20 protein-coding genes are annotated in these 21,793 nt (G+C 32.7%); 9 read left to right on the top strand and 11 right to left on the bottom strand.

Going from position 1 to position 21,793, the window contains the following annotated elements; translation table 11 throughout:
- Positions 1 to 11: 11 nt before the first annotated feature.
- Positions 12 to 1,244 (top strand): peptidase T, encoded by a 1,233-nt coding sequence (gene pepT, locus AST02_RS11470; protein WP_069817892.1) that lies wholly within the window; start codon positions 12 to 14, stop codon positions 1,242 to 1,244.
- Positions 1,245 to 1,408: 164 nt separating this feature from the next.
- On the opposite strand, the gene AST02_RS11465 is transcribed toward pepT, so the two are convergent.
- From AST02_RS11465 to AST02_RS11455, 3 genes are all read right to left on the bottom strand, one after another.
- On the bottom strand, positions 1,409 to 2,527 hold the full coding sequence (locus AST02_RS11465) for a glycerate kinase (protein WP_069817891.1): 1,119 nt from the start codon (positions 2,525 to 2,527) through the stop codon (positions 1,409 to 1,411).
- A gap of 362 nt (positions 2,528 to 2,889) precedes the next feature.
- Positions 2,890 to 3,210, bottom strand: a complete 321-nt coding sequence (ytxJ, locus tag AST02_RS11460; RefSeq protein ID WP_069817890.1) for a bacillithiol system redox-active protein YtxJ — start codon at positions 3,208 to 3,210, stop codon at positions 2,890 to 2,892.
- 152 nt (positions 3,211 to 3,362) lie between these two features.
- Complete coding sequence (locus AST02_RS11455; RefSeq protein ID WP_069817889.1) at positions 3,363 to 4,256, bottom strand: EMYY motif lipoprotein; 894 nt, start codon at positions 4,254 to 4,256, stop codon at positions 3,363 to 3,365.
- 127 nt (positions 4,257 to 4,383) lie between these two features.
- Between AST02_RS11455 and AST02_RS11450 the strand changes: the two genes are divergently transcribed.
- The 3 genes from AST02_RS11450 (at position 4,384) to AST02_RS11440 (ending at position 6,317) form a co-directional block, all read left to right on the top strand.
- Complete coding sequence (locus AST02_RS11450; protein WP_069817888.1) at positions 4,384 to 4,920, top strand: GrpB family protein; 537 nt, start codon at positions 4,384 to 4,386, stop codon at positions 4,918 to 4,920.
- 147 nt (positions 4,921 to 5,067) lie between these two features.
- Positions 5,068 to 5,991, top strand: coding sequence for a UDP-N-acetylmuramate dehydrogenase (gene murB, locus AST02_RS11445; protein WP_081332975.1), 924 nt, complete (start codon positions 5,068 to 5,070; stop codon positions 5,989 to 5,991).
- 11 nt (positions 5,992 to 6,002) lie between these two features.
- Positions 6,003 to 6,317 carry a CHY zinc finger protein gene (locus AST02_RS11440; protein ID WP_069817886.1) on the top strand — a complete coding sequence of 105 codons (315 nt, stop codon included), beginning with the start codon at positions 6,003 to 6,005 and terminating at the stop codon, positions 6,315 to 6,317.
- A gap of 183 nt (positions 6,318 to 6,500) precedes the next feature.
- On the opposite strand, the gene AST02_RS11435 is transcribed toward AST02_RS11440, so the two are convergent.
- From AST02_RS11435 to nrdI, 8 genes are all read right to left on the bottom strand, one after another.
- Positions 6,501 to 6,824 (bottom strand): PH domain-containing protein, encoded by a 324-nt coding sequence (locus AST02_RS11435; protein WP_069817885.1) that lies wholly within the window; start codon positions 6,822 to 6,824, stop codon positions 6,501 to 6,503.
- 224 nt (positions 6,825 to 7,048) lie between these two features.
- Positions 7,049 to 8,095, bottom strand: coding sequence for a ferrated catecholamine ABC transporter substrate-binding lipoprotein SstD (locus AST02_RS11430; protein ID WP_069817884.1), 1,047 nt, complete (start codon positions 8,093 to 8,095; stop codon positions 7,049 to 7,051).
- Positions 8,096 to 8,200: 105 nt separating this feature from the next.
- Positions 8,201 to 9,001 carry an iron ABC transporter ATP-binding protein gene (locus tag AST02_RS11425; protein ID WP_069817883.1) on the bottom strand — a complete coding sequence of 267 codons (801 nt, stop codon included), beginning with the start codon at positions 8,999 to 9,001 and terminating at the stop codon, positions 8,201 to 8,203.
- A complete protein-coding gene (locus AST02_RS11420) occupies positions 8,998 to 9,957 on the bottom strand; it encodes an iron chelate uptake ABC transporter family permease subunit (protein ID WP_069817882.1) in 960 nt (319 codons plus the stop codon). The genes AST02_RS11425 and AST02_RS11420 overlap by 4 nt, the downstream gene beginning before the upstream one ends.
- Positions 9,947 to 10,915 (bottom strand): ABC transporter permease, encoded by a 969-nt coding sequence (locus AST02_RS11415; RefSeq protein WP_069817881.1) that lies wholly within the window; start codon positions 10,913 to 10,915, stop codon positions 9,947 to 9,949. The genes AST02_RS11420 and AST02_RS11415 overlap by 11 nt, the downstream gene beginning before the upstream one ends.
- A 330-nt stretch (positions 10,916 to 11,245) precedes the next feature.
- On the bottom strand, positions 11,246 to 12,214 hold the full coding sequence (gene nrdF / locus AST02_RS11410; protein ID WP_069817880.1) for a class 1b ribonucleoside-diphosphate reductase subunit beta: 969 nt from the start codon (positions 12,212 to 12,214) through the stop codon (positions 11,246 to 11,248).
- A 115-nt stretch (positions 12,215 to 12,329) separates the two neighbouring features.
- Entirely contained in the window at positions 12,330 to 14,435 is a 2,106-nt protein-coding gene (nrdE, locus tag AST02_RS11405) for a class 1b ribonucleoside-diphosphate reductase subunit alpha (protein ID WP_069817879.1), read from the bottom strand.
- Complete coding sequence (nrdI, locus tag AST02_RS11400; RefSeq protein WP_069817878.1) at positions 14,398 to 14,796, bottom strand: class Ib ribonucleoside-diphosphate reductase assembly flavoprotein NrdI; 399 nt, start codon at positions 14,794 to 14,796, stop codon at positions 14,398 to 14,400. The genes nrdE and nrdI overlap by 38 nt, the downstream gene beginning before the upstream one ends.
- A 710-nt stretch (positions 14,797 to 15,506) precedes the next feature.
- Here nrdI and AST02_RS11395 point away from each other — a divergent pair.
- The 5 genes from AST02_RS11395 (at position 15,507) to AST02_RS11375 (ending at position 21,609) form a co-directional block, all read left to right on the top strand.
- Positions 15,507 to 16,394, top strand: a complete 888-nt coding sequence (locus tag AST02_RS11395; protein WP_069817877.1) for a DMT family transporter — start codon at positions 15,507 to 15,509, stop codon at positions 16,392 to 16,394.
- 14 nt (positions 16,395 to 16,408) lie between these two features.
- Positions 16,409 to 16,909: a preQ(1) synthase gene (queF, locus tag AST02_RS11390; RefSeq protein ID WP_002508304.1), complete on the top strand. Its 501-nt coding sequence runs from the start codon at positions 16,409 to 16,411 to the stop codon at positions 16,907 to 16,909.
- A 290-nt stretch (positions 16,910 to 17,199) separates the two neighbouring features.
- The gene (locus AST02_RS11385) at positions 17,200 to 18,714 is read left to right on the top strand and encodes a peptide MFS transporter (protein ID WP_069817876.1); all 1,515 of its coding nucleotides are present in this window, start codon (positions 17,200 to 17,202) and stop codon (positions 18,712 to 18,714) included.
- Between the two features lie 259 nt (positions 18,715 to 18,973).
- Complete coding sequence (locus AST02_RS11380) at positions 18,974 to 20,482, top strand: peptide MFS transporter (protein WP_069817875.1); 1,509 nt, start codon at positions 18,974 to 18,976, stop codon at positions 20,480 to 20,482.
- Positions 20,483 to 20,661: 179 nt separating this feature from the next.
- Positions 20,662 to 21,609, top strand: coding sequence for a diacylglycerol/lipid kinase family protein (locus AST02_RS11375; protein ID WP_081332976.1), 948 nt, complete (start codon positions 20,662 to 20,664; stop codon positions 21,607 to 21,609).
- The last annotated feature ends 184 nt before the right edge of the window (positions 21,610 to 21,793 follow it).

Below are 21,793 nucleotides of genomic sequence, written 5' to 3'. Positions count from 1 at the left end.
GGGTGTTTTTTTTGAAAACTGATATAATTGATAGATTAACAAGATATGTAACAATAGATACACAATCTGATCCAGAGTCTAATACCACGCCTTCCACTGAGAAGCAATGGAATTTACTAAATTTGTTAAATGACGAGTTAACGGATTTAGGTTTAGAAACTGACATTGATGAACAAGGTTATTTATTCGCAACATTAGAAAGTAATGTTGACGAAGCTTTACCTACTGTTGGCTTTTTGGCACATGTTGATACTTCACCTGATTTCAATGCATCAAATGTAAATCCACAAATCATTGAAAATTATGATGGTCAACCTATCAAATTAGGTGAAACAAGTCGTATATTGAGCCAAGATGTATTTCCTGCTATGAAACACGTAGAAGGTCATACGTTAATGGTCACAGATGGCACGTCACTATTAGGTGCTGATGACAAAGCCGGTGTCGTTGAAATCATGGAAGCAATTAAGTATTTAACGGAACATCCAGAAGTCAAACATGGTCCTATTCGTATTGCTTTTACGCCAGATGAAGAAATTGGTAAAGGCCCTCATGCCTTTGATGTTGAGCGTTTTAATGCTGATTTTGCCTACACTATGGATGGCAGTGAATTTGGCGAATTACAATATGAAAGTTTCAATGCTGCAGAAGCAATCGTTACGTGTCACGGTGTCAATGTACATCCTGGTTCTGCTAAAAATGCAATGATTAACGCTATTCTCTTGGGGCAACAATTCAACTCATTATTACCACAAAATGAAGTGCCTGAACGAACAGAAGATTACGAAGGTTTCTATCATTTAATGAAAATGAACGGTGATGTTGAAAAAACGACATTACACTATATTATTCGTGATCATGATAGAAATCATTTTGAATTACGCAAGAAACGTCTTGTTGAGATTAAAAATGACATTAATACGCATTATACTGATGCACCAATAGAAATAGAAATCAATGATCAATACTACAATATGGGGGAAAAAATCAAACCAAACCCACATGTAATTGATATACCAAAACGTGTGTTTGAAAAGTTAGAAATCCCTGCTAATACAGCACCTATACGTGGTGGAACGGACGGGTCTCAACTTTCATATATGGGCCTACCAACCCCTAATATCTTTACAGGTTGTGCTAATTTCCATGGACCTTTTGAATATGCATCCATTGATGTTATGGAAAAAGCTGTAGATGTCATTGTGGGCATCGCACAAGAAGTCGTAAACACTTATAAAAAGTAAATTAAGTTTGGTAAGTTGTATATAAATCCAAACTCAATAAAAAAGCGTAGATTCTCACTTTGAGGAATCTACGCTTTTTCTATTTCTCATATATTTATAATCATTACGTGTGAACTTACGGACCTTTATTTAGCATATGTTGAAAATTTTCAACACCTATCTACTTACACTTCAAATTGTGTTTTCAATAATTTAATTGCTTGTACTGTATAGTGTCTAATTTGAATACCCATTTTGAAATCTGTAAAACTTTCCGGCATTTCTATAAACGTATTAAATGTAGCAGTGACACCCATTGATTCAAACAAATCAAATTTGTCATCTGTCGCACATATGGCAATAGATGGTTTATTATGCTTCGTTGCTAACTCTGCCAGACGCACTGTTGTTGTTTCTAAAATTTGGTCTGCTTCATTTACACCTTCACCGAATATAATTAAATCCGCTTGTTGTATCAAATTATCTAAATGTGTAATTTGATCCACAAGTTCATGGCTTGTCATAATTTCGGCATCATAAAGTACATTTAAGGCTGCAGCAATACCACCGCCTGCACCACCTCTTTGAACAGGACCCATTGTCAGTTTTAACTCACTTTTGAAAATTTCACTTAAATACCACAGTAAATTGTCTATTTCAGCAGCATCTTGACGTGTCATTCCATAGAGTTCATATGTTTGCATAATTTCACTATTTTTCCCATATAGTTTACTATCAAAATCAGACATTAATTGAAAACGTACATTTTTCAATTGTGGATGAATGTCAGAAATATCAATTTTACGTATATATTTCAACATCTTACTACCTTGACGTAAATCCACTTCTTGCGCTTCATCATCATAAAACTTAGCCCCAAGTGCTTGTAACATACCTGCACCACCGTCAAAGCTACCTATACCACCTAAAGACATAATAATATGTTCTGCATCATTATCTAATGCATCTAACATAATTTCACCTAAACCATAACTTGTGCGCTCAATGATTGGCTTGTTCCCTTTTAAAAACAAGTTGCCTTCAATAATCGTCATATGGTTATCAGTAATGCCATAAACCGCTTCTACCTCATTCATATCTGCATCATGTGCTGGCACTTTATATTTCGTACCTGACTGCCATAAAAAGACAGAATCCATAAGTTCATGACGCCCATTAAATAATGGCACTTGAACAATATCTGCTTTTTCTATTTGGCTCGCTACCGCTTCTTCTACATAACGATTGGCCTGATAGCTAGATATAATACCATTAAATTCATCCATCGCTACTAAAACTTTCATATTTGTCACCTCAAATTTTTTTGTTAATAACTGTTATTGTATGATGATTATACACAACTCAAAGAAAATCATCTTCCCTCTGTAGACTTATTTATTATAGTATACACGTAGACTTATATCCCTATGTGAGCATTTAAAACACGCTTACTTTGAAATTCAGCGTTCTAAATCATAATTAACACTATAAACTATAAAGTTTAGCTCTATAAATTCGCTCACTATCAAATAGCAATCTATATTTCTCATTCAATTATTTATTATACATGCCATTAGGAATTTTTTCACATTAAAAGAAACGCTTGCTAATCTCTTGGTGTTGATAAAAGATTGACAAGCGTTTCTAAATGTAATTAAATTTGTTTTTATTCTTCAGCGTTTGCTAATGAAGCGACATTAATTTTATCATGACTTGCATTCCAAATTGCTTGTCCCTCAACAAAATAAAATGCTTGTGGCGATTCGTGTTTCACTTCTGTTTGTTCTTCTATATAATTAGATAAATCTCTCTCTTGTTGTACGATTAAGTAGTAACCATCCATATCTCTTTCATATAAAAATTTGTTGAATTGGTCCATTGCATTTGCTGAAATCGGACATGTTTCACTATGTTTCAATACAAATGCATATTTGTTTTCTTTAATAATTTGCTTAAACTGGTCAATCGAACTCAGCTTTATAGCCATTCTATTCACCTCTAAAAATATTTAACACACCCTAAGTCTCACCAAGTGTGAAAGTTCCACGATATTCTCATATCATTGTTTCCAATTATACACAATTCTCTTTTTATTGTTAACAGTTTATTCAAATTCTTATAACTTAACTTATAAATCTATTAATTATAGTTATCATTCGCTTGTTGATATTGCTTATTAAAAGTAGCTTCGTACTGTTCTAGTTCTTCACCTTTTTGAGGTAAATTATTGTGATCTATTTTCGCTAATTGATCACTAATTTCAATAGTTTCTTCTCTTGTTTCATAATAATTTTGCAAGCTATAATACATCTCAATAGCATTTTTTCGAGCGTCATTCACATAGCCATCTGTTATTTCAGCTTTATTCAAGTCTCTAATTTGCTTAGTAATTAATGGCATAATTTGTTCTTTAATAGATTTTTTTATTTCATTTGAATCTGTAGAATCAGCCTCTGCTTCTGCAGTGTTTTTTAAGTCTTTATTGTTTTGTTCTAACTTATTTTTAAAATTAGTAACATCTGTACTATTACCAACAGTACTAGCTTTTTGTATATTGTCTTCAACTTGTGATCTATTTTTCTCAAATAGTTTTGTGTATTCTAAGATATCTTCATTTGCTTTAATCGATTGATTACACAAATCAACAAATGTTTTCAACTCATTGATTGCTGATTTTTTCTTTTTTACTGAATCTAAATAAGTAGATTTAAGTTCTTTTGTTTCATTTGAATCCGTTGGTAAATTTTTTGCTGCTGTTTCGTATTCTTCTAATTTAGGAATCAATTTGCTGTTTAATTCATTTTGCAAATCATTAAATGCTTTCTTATTTTTATCTGTCATATCTGTCTTACTCAAATTATCTAGACTTTTTAATTGCATGTCATCCATAACATCTCTTAGTTCGGTTTCTTTATTTTTCACGTCATTTAACGAACTGTCAAAATCTTTAAATTCATTTTCTCCTTCATTGTTACAGGCAGAAAGTGAAATAGAAAAACAAACTACTAAAACAATGTATTGTATTTTTTTCATTTCTGAACTCCTTATCATTCCATATTATACAGAAACTTATTTAACTTGAAAATGATATATGATATATTGTTTCAGAATTTACAGTTTAACAGTTATATAATAACATTTAAAGGAGTGGTCAACCTATATGTATTCAAGCATACAATTATTTATAACTGAAGATAATAACGGTCATTTCACACAGCGATATAATCATCTCAGAAATATTTTATTCAATTTATTGGATACACCTGTTAAATCAACGCATCACATCGGAGGTACAAGACACTTCATGTACCCTACTGAACCTATATTAGATATTTTAGTGGGGGTAAATAATTTACATGACGTAACTTCTTTAGACGAAAAACGTTTGAATTATGAAGGCTTTTATCGATTACACCATCCATATAAGAAAAAAGTAGTCATGGCTCAATTTAATAATCTTATTGAGTTAAAACAAACGACACGACTACATATTATTCAAAAAAACACACCACTCTATACTGATTATTTAGAAATGGATGAGATCCTAGCTTCAAACAGTGTGATTGCTAAGCATTTTAGTAATAAAAAACAGTGCTTAGCAAGTCATAACGTGACAATTCGTGATTACGAAAATCACAAACAAATGTTATTTCAACAATTAACAAAACAAAAAGACCATAAGTCATTATTAAAATGATCTATGACGACTTATAAAATTTAATCAAAAGCATAAAATTTGAATAAAACTATAAAACCTTTAATAAATTGCTATACTATTTAGCAAAGACGGGTAATCATTGGTATAATAAACAAAATGAATTCAACAGGAAAGGATGTTCTAGACTTGCATAAAGATGACATCTTAAAAGAATTAGAAGCAATTGTTCCAAAAGAAATTATTAAAATAGACGAACCATTAAAACGTTATACATATACTGAAACTGGTGGTCAGGCTGACTACTATTTATCACCTACCCAAAATGAACACGTCCAATCTATCGTTCACTATGCATATACAAATGATATTCCAGTCACTTATTTAGGCAATGGCTCGAATATTATCATTCGTGAAGGTGGTATTAGAGGTATTGTAATTAGCTTACTCTCACTAGATTATATAGACGTTTCAGATGATGCTATTATTTCTGGCAGTGGTGCAGCGATTATCGATGTATCTCGTACTGCTAGAGACTATGCGCTAACTGGCTTAGAGTTTGCTTGTGGTATTCCAGGATCAATCGGTGGCGCTGTTTTTATGAATGCTGGTGCATATGGCGGCGAAGTCAAAGATTGTATAGACTATGCACTGTGTGTAAATGATAAAGGTGAACTCATCACATTAACGAATAAGGATTTAGAGTTAGATTATCGCAATAGTATCGTTCAAAAAGAACATTTAGTCGTTCTTGAAGCAGCATTCACTTTAATGCCTGGTGACAAACAAGCTATCCAAGAAAAAATGGATGATTTAACGGAAAGAAGAGAATCCAAGCAACCTTTAGAATATCCATCATGTGGTAGTGTATTCCAACGTCCTCCGGGCCACTTTGCCGGTAAATTGATTCAAGATGCTGAATTACAAGGTCATCGTATTGGTGGCGTCGAAGTGTCTAAGAAGCATGCTGGTTTTATGGTAAATGTTGATAACGGAAGCGCAACAGACTATGAAGATCTAATCCACTATGTTCAAAAAGTAGTAAAAGAGCAATTTGATGTTGAGCTACATCGAGAAGTTAGAATTATTGGCGAACATCCAAACGATAATTAGGAGAATTGATTATGATTAACATATATGGTTCTACTGTAGACAATGAAGCACGTTGCACGCATTATCCAACACCATTAGACATCATCGCAATTAAATTTAAATGTTGCGGTAAATACTATCCATGCTATAAATGTCATAATGAACATGAATCACATGCAATAAAAAGATGGGATTCTAGTGAATTTAATGAAAAAGCAATTTTATGTGGTGTATGTAGACATGAAATGACAATCAATGAATATATGATGATTGAAGCCTGTCCTAAGTGCGATGGCCACTTTAATAATCGTTGTAAATATCATTACCATCTTTATTTTTCTATATAAACTTCATGCCTTATGCTTAATAATGCATTGAAGAAGGTACGCATCCGTTAATCTAATGGATGCGTACCTTCTTTATATTAAAAATAGACTTGTACCGATTTTCAAGTATTTGCTTGCCTAGGCAAACCAATATGAAATAGCTTTGCAGCTTGGCACTATGTACTTTATTTTAAAATTCTCATACTATTTTATTTGTTCTTCTACAAATTGTACAAAGGCTTTTGCATCACCTTTTTGTATTTGCTTCATGGGCATTGGTCCAATATTAAAAGTGAAATTTATTTTTTCACCATCGTAACTAATTTGTTCTACTTCTTTATAAGCAATACTTCTGTAATAAAATTCCCCATTCATATCAACATTTAAAATAATACGTTCATTGGTTGCAATAAAAGCACCTTCAAATTCTGAAGAACCTTGGACTGAATATTCTATTGTTCCTAATACACTTGGCCCCTTTCTCTCCGTTGGAAATAAATCACTTGGATTTACATTATCTAAAATCATGTACTTCACTCCCCTTTGCTTTATTTCATTTTATTATACAAGTTTTAAAAATGAATTTTTACTTACTTGCTTAATCTATCTTTAGCATAACAAAGAACATGTTATGACTAAAGTTCCAAGCCACTACAAACTATCTTTTTGAGACATAAAAAAGTCGACAAAGCCATAAGACTTTGTCGACTTACTGAAAGGAACTATATCCCCCACGGTTATCCTTTTAAATATTATTTTTCAAGTGCTTTTTCTACTTCTTCAATTTGTTTAATTGCAGTAGTAGTCGAACCACTTGCGAAGTACCAAAGTTTTGGATCTAATTCATAAACTTTGTCTTCTTTTACAGCATTTACATCTTTGATAACGTCATTACCTAATGCTTGTTTAGATGTTGATTTACCACCAGTCGCTTGTCCGCGGTCCATAGCGAAAATAATATCTGGATTTTTTTCTGCTATATATTCATTTGTTACGTTTTGACCATGCTTACTGCTTTTAATGTTTTCATCTGCAGCTGTGAAGCCCATTGTGTCAAAAATCATTGCACCGAATCTTTCTCCAGCACCGTATGTTGATAATTCACCTTCGTTAACTAATAAGAATAATGCTTTTTCATCTTTTAAGTCTTTTGTTTTTTCTTTGATGCCAGCAATTTTATCATCTAATTTTTTAGTAAGTGATTTTGCTTCGTCTTCTTTTTGGTAAATCTTACCTAATGTTTCAGTATTTTTCTTCAATGAATTCACTTCGTCTTTGTCGTCAGCGCCAACATATACAACTTTTGCATCTGGTGCAGCTTTTTTGAATTCATCTAGATTTTTTTGATTTGCTGTACGACCAGAAATGTAAATTACATCTGGTTTAGCTTCTGCAACTTTATCGAAATTAACTTCTTTTAGGCTTCCTGTGTTCAGGTATTTTTCATCTTTAAAATCGCTTAAGAAATCAGGTAGTGACTTAGCACCTTCACCTTTAGGAAGTGCTTTAACTTTATCTTCAAGTCCTAATTCTTTCAATGTATCTAATGTACCATAATCAAAAACAACTGCTTTTTCAGGATTTGTTGGTACTTCTACAGTTTCTTTAACTTCTTTAGCATCACTGCCATCACGTTTTTCTCCACTAGCCTGATAATTATTTTCAATTTTTACAGTTTTATTTGAATCTTCGCTTTCTGATTTAGCATCAGATGATTTTTTATCCTCTGATCCACCATTACTACATGCTACTAATAAAAACATTAAACCTACAACTAATAATAAAGATAATTTTTTCATGTTTCTTAATCCTCCTGATTTTCCTAATGATGTATTCCTTTTATGCCCTTAAAAAGTATAACCACGTTACAGTTGCATCACTCCCTTCAAATGTTACGAATGGAATTACATTGAATATGCAAGCTCTAAATCTTGAGTTGCTGTTAGCTCATCAAAATACACACAAATGCGTTGACCGCGGATTTCTTCAATTCTTACATCCATATCGTATAGCGATTTTAATGTATCTGTTTGAATAACCTCATCTTTTGTACTTGCTTTGACAACTTCACCATCTTTTAATGCGATAATATCGTCTGAATAACATGAAGCGAAGTTAATATCATGAATCACAACGATTACAGTTTTATTTAAATCTTTTGCAAGTTGTCGTAATGTTTGCATAATTTGAACTGAATGTTTCATATCAAGATTGTTCAATGGTTCATCTAATAAGATATAATCTGTATTTTGCGCAATTGTCATGGCTACATATGCACGTTGACGTTGCCCACCAGATAATGTTTTTATATAGCGATTTCTGATCTCTTTAAGATGCAACAATTCCAACGCATATTCAACTTGTTCTTTATCTTCTTGTTTGAGATGACCTTTAGAATATGGAAATCGTCCGAAATTGACTAATTGCTCTACCGTAATATTGAGCTCGGTATGATTAGATTGTTTGAGAATCGATAATTTTTTAGCTAATTCATTACTTTTATAATCACTAATTGATTTACCTTCGATTTCTATAGAACCATCTTCAAAGTCCATTAGACGTGTAATTGCGGCTAACAATGTACTTTTTCCAGCGCCATTTGGTCCAATCATAGAAGTTAGACGTCCTTTATTTATATCAACATTAATATCTTTTAAAATTTCTTTATCTTGAATATTTTTATTAAGCCCTTGTACACGTATCAATTCGCATTTCTCCTTTTTATTAATAAGTAAATGAAGTAACTTCCACCTACTAAATCAATAATTATACTTACTTGCGTCGTTGCTTGGAATAAATTCTCTACTACACCTTGTGCTATGAATAGACTTAACCAACTCATTAAAATCGTTGCTGGTAATATGTATTTATGTTCATATGTCTTCATCAATTCATGTGCTAAGTTAACAGTTAATAATCCTAAAAATGTAATTGGACCAACAAGTGCTGTCGAAATAGATACAAGCACTGAAACGAGTATGAGCAATAATCTCGTTAACGTTTTATAAGATATACCTAAATTGATTGCCTGATCTTTTCCTAATAAAAGTACATCTAAATATGGTATGGCCCGCATCGTAATCAATATGAGAATAACTAATATGACACCACACAGTGTGACTAATTTACTATTAGATGCATCAAAGTTTGCGAACATGGCGCTTTGTACAGCCAAGAAATCTTCTGGGTTAATAATTAATTCTAAAAATCCAGTAATACTTTTGAAAAAGGTGCCAAGTATAACCCCTACGAGTAGGATGAAATAAACGGAAACATCACCAATTCTGAAGATACCTTGGAATAAAAGTAATGAAAATACAATCATCACTATTAATGAAATTGCAAAGCTGAGATACAGGTTAGTAACAAATACAGACTGTACGCCAAATGCAAACACGATTAGAACCTTCACAAACATGTATACAGAGTCAAGCCCCATAATTGAAGGCGTTAGTAACCGGTTACTTGTAATCGCTTGGAATATCACTACTGAAGCTGCGATTGCGGCTCCGACTAATATCATCAGTATCAGTTTTCTTAATCGGCTAGAAAATTGATATTGGAAAATATCAAAATCAATACCTATCACAAGGTAAAGACCTGCAGCTACCACTGTTACTGCAAATAAAATGGATAGTTTTGTTTTAGGGCTAGTTTGCATAGTTATGTCGTCCTTTCATCAGCAAGATTATAAAAATAATAGTGCCAAAAACACCAATTGTTAATCCGATATTGATTTCATATGGATATACAATAATTCTGCCGATTATATCTGAAAACATTACAAAAATAGCACCTAACATTGCTGTATGTGGCAATGCGTTTTTTAAATGATCTCCTCTGAATATAGAAACGATATTTGGAACAATTAAACCTAAAAATGGAAGTGTTCCAACTGTTACAACTACTAAAGCAGTAATTGTTGCAGTAATAAATAAGCCGACGTTAATTATTCTTTCATAATTAACACCTAGATTATTACTAAAGTCTTTCCCCATTCCAGCAATCGTAAATTGATTCGCAAATATATATGTAAGTACTAATAAAGGAATGCTTAAGTATAATATTTCATATCTTCCGCTTGTAATAATGGCAAAATTCCCATTCATCCAGTTTCCGATACTTTGCACCGCATCCGTTCTTAAAGCAATAAATGTAGCAAAACTAGAAACAATACCACCGAGCATAATCCCTAAGAGTGGGATAAAAATAACATCAGTAAATCGAATATATTGTACTAATTTCACAAACAGGAATGTGCCACCAATGCTTAGCGTGACTGCAAATACTAATTTAATAATGATATTCGCTTCTGGAAATAGTATTAGCGATATTAAAATACCTAACTTAGCCCACTCCATCGTTCCTGCAGTTGTTGGACTTACAAATTTATTTTGCATCATTTGTTGCATAATTAATCCTGCAAGTGCCAACGTGCTTCCAGAAATTAATATACTCACCGTTCTCGGTATCCTACTAGATACAATAATGTTTATTTGCTCTTTAGATAAGTGGAATATGTCTGTAATTGAAACATTACTAACACCAATAAATAGAGAAAGGATAGTTAATAATAATAAAATGATAAATAGGACAATACCATTAAGTAAGAATTTCATAATGAGGTAACCTAATCCTTTCGATGTACAATGAATTCATAAACACTATTGGTTTTGATAATCATTATCAATAGTTATATTAAAATTTTAACATTTTTGGCGGTAAATTCAATAGCAATAGGCCATTTTAGTGAAAGTATTCGTAAATTAAGTGAAAAATGACCTTTAAAATTACTTTTCATCAAATAAAAAGCCACTAGATTATCCCTTCGGAAAATCTAGCAGCACTTAAAATAGGAAGCATTGTTCCTAGTACTATCTTGTAGCATCTTGTTATTGATACAGTCTCAAACAGACTCAATCAAATTACATAACTGCAACAAATTGTTTTTAATCTTCAAATATAAAGTCTTCATCTTTTAATGCTTCAACGTTCAACGCTAATGTATAACCATCACCTTTAACTGAGAAAAAGTCATGATTTTTCGTTGAAGTATCTAATGCATTTTCAATAATTGGGTTAAATTCTTTTTCTTCAAAGTATGAATCAAAGCCTAAGTTAGCTAATGCTTTATTACCATTATATCTAACATAATTTAGTACATCTTCTGCTATACCTACTTCATCGTATAGTGAATGTGTGTACGCTACTTCGTTTTTATACAAGTCATCTAATAACTTATACATATCTTGATCTGCTTGTTGTTTTTCACTTTCTGACAGTTCATTACGCATACTTTGCGCATCCATACCTGTAAATACACCGTGGATAGATTCATCTAATAAGATTTTACGTATAATCTCACCTGATGTTGTCATTCTTCCTTGTCCTGCAAGATAAAGTGGATAATAGAAACCAGAATAGAATAAGAATGTTTCTAAAAATACACTTGATACACGTGCCATATATTGATCATATACAGACGCATCTTTGCCCCAAAGTTTGTGGTAATTATTTACAATTTTATCTGATTTATATTTTAAATGCGGTTCTTCTAAAACCCATTTATCTAATAAATAGTTCGTTTCACTGGAAGGTAGTAACGTTGTAAAGATATGTGAATAACTTTTAGCATGGACTTGTTCCATCATACCCATAAATGAGTAGACTGCTTTTTTACGTAAATCCGTTGTGTGTAACATGATGAGTGGCATACCGTCATCTGCTTGATGTGTATCCAATCCTGTTAAACCTGCTAAAGCTTTTTTGAAGGCGTTCTTTTCTGCGTCAGATAAAGTCTTCCAACTTGCAATGTCTTTTGATACTTTAAATTCTGTTTCTACCCACATTTGTGAAATATTTTGTCGCCAAAACATATTTGTCATGTCTTCTTGCGTATTCCAATTGACTGCTTTCATTTAGATAAATTCCCCTATCCAGTAAAAATTTAATTAAGCAGTGATTTACAGCCTAATCTATATAAAAGACTAGGCTGTTTGTAAAAACCACTTTGCTTATCCGTTACTTAAAATCCTATATCGAACAACTTGTACATTCTTCAACGCTTAACAGTTTATTTCTAGTATAATATAACGATTTTAATCCTTTGTGATGTGCATAAACATATAGTCGAGACAGTTCACGTGTAGATATTTCTGAATTAACATAAAGGATTGTAGAAATACCTTGGTCAACGTGTGTTTGAATCGTTGAGATTAAATCGATTAATTTCATTTGATCTGTATTAAATGCTGATTTATAGTACCACATTGTTTCTGGTGATAAGAAAGGCATAGGATAAAATGTTTCAGCATTACCATAAGTACGACGTTCAATTTGGTCGACGATTGGCATAACAGAGCTTGTCGCATTTTGTACATAAGAAATACTTTGTGTTGGCGCAATCGCTAAACGATATGCATGGAATAAACCATTTGCTTCAACTTCTTTTTGCAATGCTTTCCAATCTTCTGGAGATGGTATCTCTAAACCATCAAATAATTTGCGTACTTTTTCAAATTTCGCTTCGAATGTTTGTGAAGTATAGAATTCAAAGTATTTACCATTGGCATAATCTGATTTATCAAAGTCTTTGTATGTTTCTTGTCTCTCTTTAGCAATTTCCATTGAACGTTCAATAGAATAATAATTCATCATCATAAAGAAGATGTTCGCAAAGTCTTTTGCTTCTTCAGACTCATAGCCAATTTTATTTTTCGCTAAATAACCATGTAAGTTCATTACACCCAAACCAACTGAATGTAGTTCACTATTAGCTTTTCTTACACCTGGCGCGTTTTGAATGTCAGCTTCATCACTTACAACAGTTAATGCATCCATACCTGTGTGTACTGAATTCTTGAATTTACCTGATTCCATTACGTTAACAATATTTAATGAACCTAAGTTACAAGAGATGTCACGGTTAATTTCATCTTCTGTACCATAATCATTAATGATTGAAGTTTCTTGTAATTGGAAAATTTCAGTACATAAGTTACTCATTTTAATTTGGCCAATGTTTGAGTTTGCATGGACTTTATTAGCATTATCTTTAAACATTAAATAAGGATAACCAGATTGTAATTGTGTCTGAGCAATTGTATTTAACATGTCACGTGCATCTTTTTTCTTTTTATCAATATTTGGATTTGCGACAAGTTCATCGTAGTATGCATCAAGATCAATATCATCTAATGTCACACCATACTCTTTATAAATTGTATGTGGTGCAAACATATGAAAGTCTTTACCTTCTTTTGCTAAATCAAAGAATTTAGACGGCACAATTAAGCCTGTTGATATTGTAGATAAACGTAAATCTTCATCAGCGTTTACTTTTTTCGTATCTAAAAACTCTTCAACGTCATAGTGGAAGATATTTAAATATACTGCGCCAGCACCTGGGCGTTGACCTAATTGGTCTGCGTAACTAAAGCCACCTTCTAGTGATTTTGCAACAGGTAGTACACCTTTTGCTACACCCTTGATACCTTTGATTGCTTCACCACGCGCACGTAATTTAGACAAGTTAATCGCAACACCGCCACCAATTTTACTTAATTGTTTGGCTGTAGAATCTATAAAGTTGATAGAGTTTAAACTATCGTCTGCCTCAAGTAAGAAACAAGATACAAGTTCTCCACGACGCGCACGTCCAGCGTTTAAGAATGTTGGTGTTGCAGGTTGATAACGCTGTTCAACCATTGCAGAAATAAACTGTTTAGCTGTGGCTTTGTGTCCATTTGCTAAATATAATGCAACGATTGCTACGTGCTGCTTGTAGTCTTCTAAATATTGACTTTTGTCATTCGTTTTCAATGCATAATCTTTGTAAAATTTACTTGCGGACATGTAACTCGCAAAACTAAATGGAATGCTTTTCGCATATTCAGTAATTTCTTCTAGGTCTTCTACTGAATATTTTGCAAATAAATCAAAATAGAAATCATTATCAACGAGATAGTGAAGACGTTCAAGTTCAGTATCAAAATAAATCGTCTTATCCTGTATCTCTTCTAGATAGACTGTTAATGCTTCTTGGTCTTTTTCCAAATCAAAAAAGCCATTCTCTTTACGTTTGGTAACTTCGTTATTTAATTCAATATGATTGTATTTCTTCTCGTCCATAATCTTCATTGAAATGCCCCACCTTATCTTTAAATTCGCTTATATCGTTCGTTGTGCCATGTAATTCAAATTTCATTAATAATGGAACATGATATCGTTCCGAAATAGATCGTCCAGCTTTTGCAAAATTTTGACCCCAGTTTCGGTTTCCGCTAGCTGCAACAGCTTGTAATAAGTCGTGATTAATATCTAAAAATGACTGAACAGGTGGCGGTACTTCGCCAAACCCTATTGTTCCAGTGACCAATATGAAAGGCTCTTCCATTCTTTCAGAACAATTATTTTGTGTAATTTCCATTACGTTGGTAAGTTCAGTTCGCTTTATGAATCTACGCACATTGCCAGAAAATGAAAAATATACAACCTTCATCGGATCACCTACTTTCTAAAATATATTTATCTTATTATGATAAAATCATGTATTATATTTAAATGCTTAAAGGCGCTTTGAAAAATCAAAATAACTTAGTTTCTCGAACTAACCACAATATATAGTAATTTCAATATCTATATGTAGTTATGTAAAAACTCAATAATTAAGTATTAATGCTTAATTTGTCATATTTAAGTGCCTAAAACAGTGTGATTTTACATAAATTTTGATTTATTATAAATAAATTGACCACGTACTAAAACACTATATATTGTGTTTTGTCTTGGTCATCAATACTATATTATGTGTTTCATTATACATAACTCAGAAGATTATTAAAAGGCTTTTATTTATGACAAAATGTTGAATAATCAATAGAAATGGCACCAATTCAACCTTAAAGTGATGTTCAAGAATCAAAAAATATTTTTTTGTGATTTTAAGGTTTGATTATTTGCTTTTCATAAAAATCTTGCAATGCTTGATGTGTCGTCTTTTAAACAAAATCAATTTTTACATTGTGTAAGATACAATGTATGACCACCATATATTTCATTCTTATAAGTAAAAGATTCCCCTTAATGAACAGAACATTTGTTCGTGTTTACATCTTAATATATTTCCCTTCCATTTTCAACTATATATACATCTTCAGAGCATATATGCTAATATGAATACGTTAAAAATTAAAAATTGAGGCGATACATGTGAATCCTAAAGTTAAAGGTATCATTGCTATCTTAGTTTCAGCAGTTGGCTTTAGTTTTATGACTGTTTTCTTCCGATTAGCCGGTGACTTGCCTGTATTTCAAAAGTCTCTTGCTCGAAATTTAGTAGCAATGTTTATACCGCTATATTTTATTTTAAAATATAAACAACCCTTATTTGGTAAATTAAGTAGCCAACCTTTATTGATTTCTCGTTCTACATTAGGTTTGATTGGTGTGTTGCTTAATATCTACGCTATCGATCATATGCTTTTAAGTGATGCAGATACATTAATGAAGCTTAATCCATTTTGGACGATACTACTAAGTATTATCTTCTTAAATGAAAAAGTACGTAATTACCAATTTGTAGCTATGATTGTGGCCATTTTTGGTATGTTATTTGTTGTTAAACCCGAATTCTCCTCCACTATGATTCCTGCTTTGGGCGGATTATTCTCTGGTATTTTTGCAGCAAGTGCTTATACGTGTGTCAGAGCATTAAGTACACGTGAAGCACCTTATACGATTGTCTTTTATTTTTCATTCTTTTCCATTATAGTATTGATACCTTTTACAGTGTTTACATTTGAACCTATGTCTATGATGCAAGTTGTTTATTTAATCGGTGCAGGATTAGCTGCTGCTGCAGGACAAATTGGTATAACACTGGCCTATAGTTACGCGCCAGCTAAAGATATTTCAATATTTACGTATGCATCTATTATATTTACTGCAGCGTTTGGCTTTATCTTATTCGGTGAAACACCAGATTCATTTGCTATCTTAGGCTATATCATTATTATAGGTGCCAGTTACTATATGTTTGAAAAAGCACGTCGACAACCACTTACAATTCAAAAGGAAGAACAAAAACCTAAACGCTAAAGGAGCGATATGCAATGACTGAAGGACGCAATAAAGAAGAATTAGAAGATATTACATTATTAGGTAATCAAAACAATAAATATGATTTTGATTATAGACCTGATGTTTTAGAATCATTTGATAACAAACACCCAGGTCGTGATTATTTTGTGAAATTCAATTGTCCAGAATTCACATCATTATGCCCTATTACTGGCCAACCTGATTTCGCAACGATTTATATTTCTTATATTCCTAATATTAAAATGGTAGAATCTAAATCGTTAAAGCTTTATTTATTTAGTTTTAGAAACCATGGCGACTTCCATGAAGACTGTATGAACATTATAATGAATGATCTGATTGATCTAATGGACCCACATTATATTGAAGTTTGGGGCAAATTCACGCCGCGTGGTGGTATTTCAATAGATCCATATACAAACTATGGCCGTCCTGATTCTAAATATGAAAAAATGGCAGAACATCGTTTAATGAATCATGACCTTTATCCAGAGAAAATAGATAATAGATAATAAATTACGCTTTTTTATCTTCACCTCACCTACAATGATTGGAATTTCGGGACATCAATATATGTCTACATCATTAAACCATCGACTAAGTCACATGATTTAGTCGATGGTTTTTTGTATGCTTTCACGGGGATAAATCACTAAATTTTAATATGACATTCTCACCCTATTTCCATACTTTTTAAATGTATAGTGTAAAATTTACTTACATTTGAATAATTCAGGGACACACTTGTTTTTTTTATGAAAACAGTATAGAATAAATCCAACCATTTAAGGGGAGGGAAATTATGAAAAAAGTAAATCATAGTCACGAAGAAATCATGAAAAGTATTCCAAACAAAGGTTTCTTCGGACATCCAAAAGGACTAAGCACACTATTCTTGACTGAGTTTTGGGAGAGATTCAGTTATTATGGTATGAAAGCCATATTAATTTACTACTTATATTATAGTGTTGCTGATGGTGGGTTCGGCCTTAGCCAAGCAGTTGCTATGCAAATTGTTGCTATTTACGGAACTTTAATTTATATGTCTGGTCTTATCGGAGGGTGGATTGCAGACCGGATTACTGGAACGCAAGATGCCGTCTTCTATGGTGGGTTCCTCATCATGTTTGGACATATCCTATTATCCATTCCAGGTAATTTAACAGCAGCAATGATAGCTTTACTTCTAATTATCGCAGGTACAGGGTTATTAAAACCAAATATCTCTACTACCGTTGGTGAATTATACGAACGCAATGACCCAAGACGTGACGCAGCATTTACGTTATTTTACATGGGGATTAATTTAGGGGCTTTGCTTTCACCTTTAATTACTGGGCAATTACAAACTAAAATTGGTTTCCACGCTGGTTTCTTAGCAGCAGCAATTGGAATGTTTTTTGGTCTAATCGTTTTTGCAATCAAACGTAAAAAGAATTTAGGGCTAGCTGGTCGCAATGTACCAATACCGTTAACAAAACCAGAAATCAAAAAATTCGTACTTATTACTGTTGGCGTTATCGTTTTATTCTTAATATATTTATGGATCTTACATTTAAACAATGCTCTAACATTAGGTAACTTTAGTTTCTTAATTACATTGTTAGGTATTGTATTACCGGTATACATATTCCTTAATATGATATTAAGTAAAAATATAACAAAAGATGAACGTTCACGTGTTTATAGTTACGTACCTTTATATATCACTTCCGTGGCTTTCTGGATGATTCAAGAACAAGGTTCAACGATACTTGCAACATTTGCAGATAAAAAAACACAATTAGAAATGTCAGAATTAACAAATGGTTTAATTGATTTTTCAATACCTGCAGCATGGGCACAGTCATTAAATCCAATTTTCATTGTGCTCTTAGCACCAATTTTTGCAACACTTTGGATGAAATTAGGGAAATACAACCCGCCTACCGTACATAAATTTGCTATCGGGGCCATTATCGGGGGCTTCTCTTATTTAGTCATGATTATTCCATTAGCTACTGGTAACGAGTTAATTAACCCATTATGGCTTGTACTGAGTTTCTTACTAATTACGATTGGTGAACTTTGTATCTCACCAGTTGGTTTATCTACGACTACTAAACTTGCACCAGTGACGTTCACTGCACGTATGATGAGCCTATGGATGCTAAGTAATGCAACTGCACAAGGGCTTAACGCTCAACTAGTTGTTGTCTATACAAAGATCAATCAAAGTGATTACTTTATGTACTCAGGCCTTATCGCTGTAATAATTGGTGTTCTATTACTGATTATTTCACCAAAAGTAAGACGTGCTATGAAAGGCGTTTACTAAACAATTAAAACTAAATACAATCTAAAAAAAGTAGTGTCACTTCATTGTGTCACTACTTTTTTGCGTACATAATCACCATAAACCACTTTAACTAAATGTTAATATTTTAAAATTAAAACAAAATAAAATAACTTGTAAAAACTAACTGAATTTTCCGAATATTGTTATTGTGAGAATATTATTGAAATTTAGTTTTATTAGGAGTAAAATCTATTTTATACATTTTTTTATTGGGAGCAAGAAAGGACGGGAATTTTTTATGCAAAATCAGGACAAAACCCAAGGCCAAGCCATCCAATCCATTCCACAAAAAGGATTTTTTGGACATCCTAAAGGTCTAGGGGTTTTATTTTTCGTTGAATTTTGGGAGAGGTTTAGTTATTACGGAATGCGCGCGTTACTTATCTTTTATATGTATTTCGCGATCAAAGATGGCGGCCTCGGTATGGACAAGGGTACTGCACAGTCAGTCATGGCTGTTTATGGTGCTTTAATCTATATGACTTCAGTACTTGGAGGTTGGATATCTGATAGAATCACTGGTACGCGTTCAGCCACATTTTACGGTGGCGTACTAATCATCATTGGTCATGTATTCTTAAGTTTACCATTAGATATTGTCGGTTTATTCATATCCATGTTCTTTATTATCGTGGGTTCAGGTTTAATGAAACCAAGTATTTCTAATATTGTAGGTAGACTATATCCTGAAAATGATACACGTATGGATGCTGGATTCGTTATTTTCTATATGTCTGTAAATTTAGGTGGACTACTTTCACCATTAATATTAGATCAATTCGTTAAATCAGGCGATTTCCATGCTGGCTTTTTAATAGCTGCAGTAGGTATGGCATTAGGTTTAATTTGGTATATGATCTTCAATAAGAAAAATATTGGCGATGTAGGAACGAAACCTACGAATCCTTTAAATCAAAGTGAGAAAAAGAAATACGGTCTAATATTTGCAGCTGCAGCCGTAGTTATTGCAGCGGTATTAATCATCACTGGATTAACTGGAACACTTTCATTTAACATTGTAAGTACTACTGTATTGATACTTGGGGTTGCGTTACCTATCATTTACTTTACAATTATGATTCGCAGTAAAGAAGTTACATCCGATGAACGTTCACGTGTTATTGCCTTTATTCCCCTATTTATTTTAGGTGTAGTTTTCTGGTCAATTCAAGAACAAGGTGCAAATGTGCTAAACATTTTCGCGCTTGAAAGTAGTGATATGTCATTAAATATATTTGGATGGACAACAGATTTTGGACCAACCTGGTTCCAATCTATTAACCCTCTATTCATCGTATTACTTGCACCAGTAATTTCAATTATCTGGGCTAAAATGGCAAGACGTCAGCCAAGTTTAGCTACGAAATTTGTCTTAGGTGCATTTTTAGCAGGTGCTTCTTACATAATGATTGGCTTAATTGGCATTTCATCCGGTGGCGCAATGATAAGTGTAAACTGGATTATCTTGTCATATGTTATTTGCGTTATTGGTGAATTATGTTTATCACCTACTGGTAATAGTGCAGCAGTAAAACTTGCACCTAAAGCCTTCAACACGCAAATGATGAGCTTATGGTTACTAACAAACGCCTGTGCTCAAGCCATTAACGGTACTTTAGTAAAACTTATCGAACCACTTGGCTATAAAAATTATTTCCTATTCCTAGGAGTAATTGCGATTGTAGTCAGCCTAATCATCCTTGCCTTTGTACCAAAAATCGTCAAAGGTATGCGTGGTATTAAATAATAGTTTAATCATATAAGCATGCGCAGTTGCTGTCTGATATCTAGTCAGCCCTATGAGAGCGGGAATACGAAATCAAATTTCAAATTTTGATTTCTCTCCCGCTCTTTTTTATTTATTTTTACTGAAAATCGGGTAAACTTAATAGGTAAATCAAAATTCTAAGAAATATGGTGAATAAATTGACTCAATCAAAATTTAAACACGGCGTATTATTTTACCATGAACACTCAGGTATAAAAGATATTTATAGAGGTCTCGGAGACGTTGCCTCATCACTTACAACATTTTGTAAGCATCTCTCTATCCAATTAAGTGAAAATGAAGGAGACATTATTACTTATTGTAAAAAAATAAAAGAACAAAGTTATAGTGATGATGTAGATATTATCTTTATTTTAGGTGGGGACGGTACGGTAAATGAACTCGTTAATGGCATGATGCAAAGTCAGCTAGATATTCCAATCGGTATTATACCGGGCGGGACATTTAATGATTTTGTAAAAACATTAAATTTACACCCACGTCATAAAGTAGCAAGTGAACAACTTAAGGAAGCAGAACTAAGATCTTATGATGTTATGAAAGTAAATGACGAATATGCTTTAAACTTTGTAGGCATGGGGCTTATTGTACAAAATGCCGAGAACGTACAAGACGGTAACAAAGATGTCTTTGGTAAATTAAGTTACGTTGGTTCTACAGTGAAAACATTACTTAACCCAGAACACTTTGACTATAAACTAACTGTCGATGAGAAGGAAATTGAAGGTAATACCACAATGCTTGTAGTAGCGAATGGCCCCTTCATAGGTGGTAGTCGTATACCTTTAACCGACTTATCTCCTAATGATGGTTATTTAAATACGTTTATCTTCACAGAAGAAAGAACAAGTGTCTTAAACGATGTGTTTAAACAACGTGACAGCATGAATTGGAATAATATGACGGATGGTATTAAACATGTATTAGCGAAGAAAATCACCATCGCTACGGACCCACAGATGAAAGTTGACATTGATGGTGAAGTTGACTTAAAAACGCCGCTTCAAATCGAAGTTGTGCCAAATGCTATTCAAATACTGACACTTCCAGAACATAAACAAGTGAACGATACTGAATCAGAGTAATTAAGCTTTAACACGATGATTTAAATTATAAACAATCACGTAGTTTCAAAAATCGTTATATTTTAAATAGCAAAGTGCTGAGACATAAGCTTCTCAGTTAACTAAAAAATGGTGTTTTCTACGTGAAATAAAGTAGAAAACACCATTTTTATATTTATTTTTTTATGAATTTATATAATTGTAC

The organism is Staphylococcus equorum, from assembly GCF_001747895.1.
Classification (GTDB): Bacteria; Bacillota; Bacilli; order Staphylococcales; family Staphylococcaceae; genus Staphylococcus; species Staphylococcus equorum_A.
This window is presented reverse-complemented; position numbering and strand designations above follow the sequence as displayed.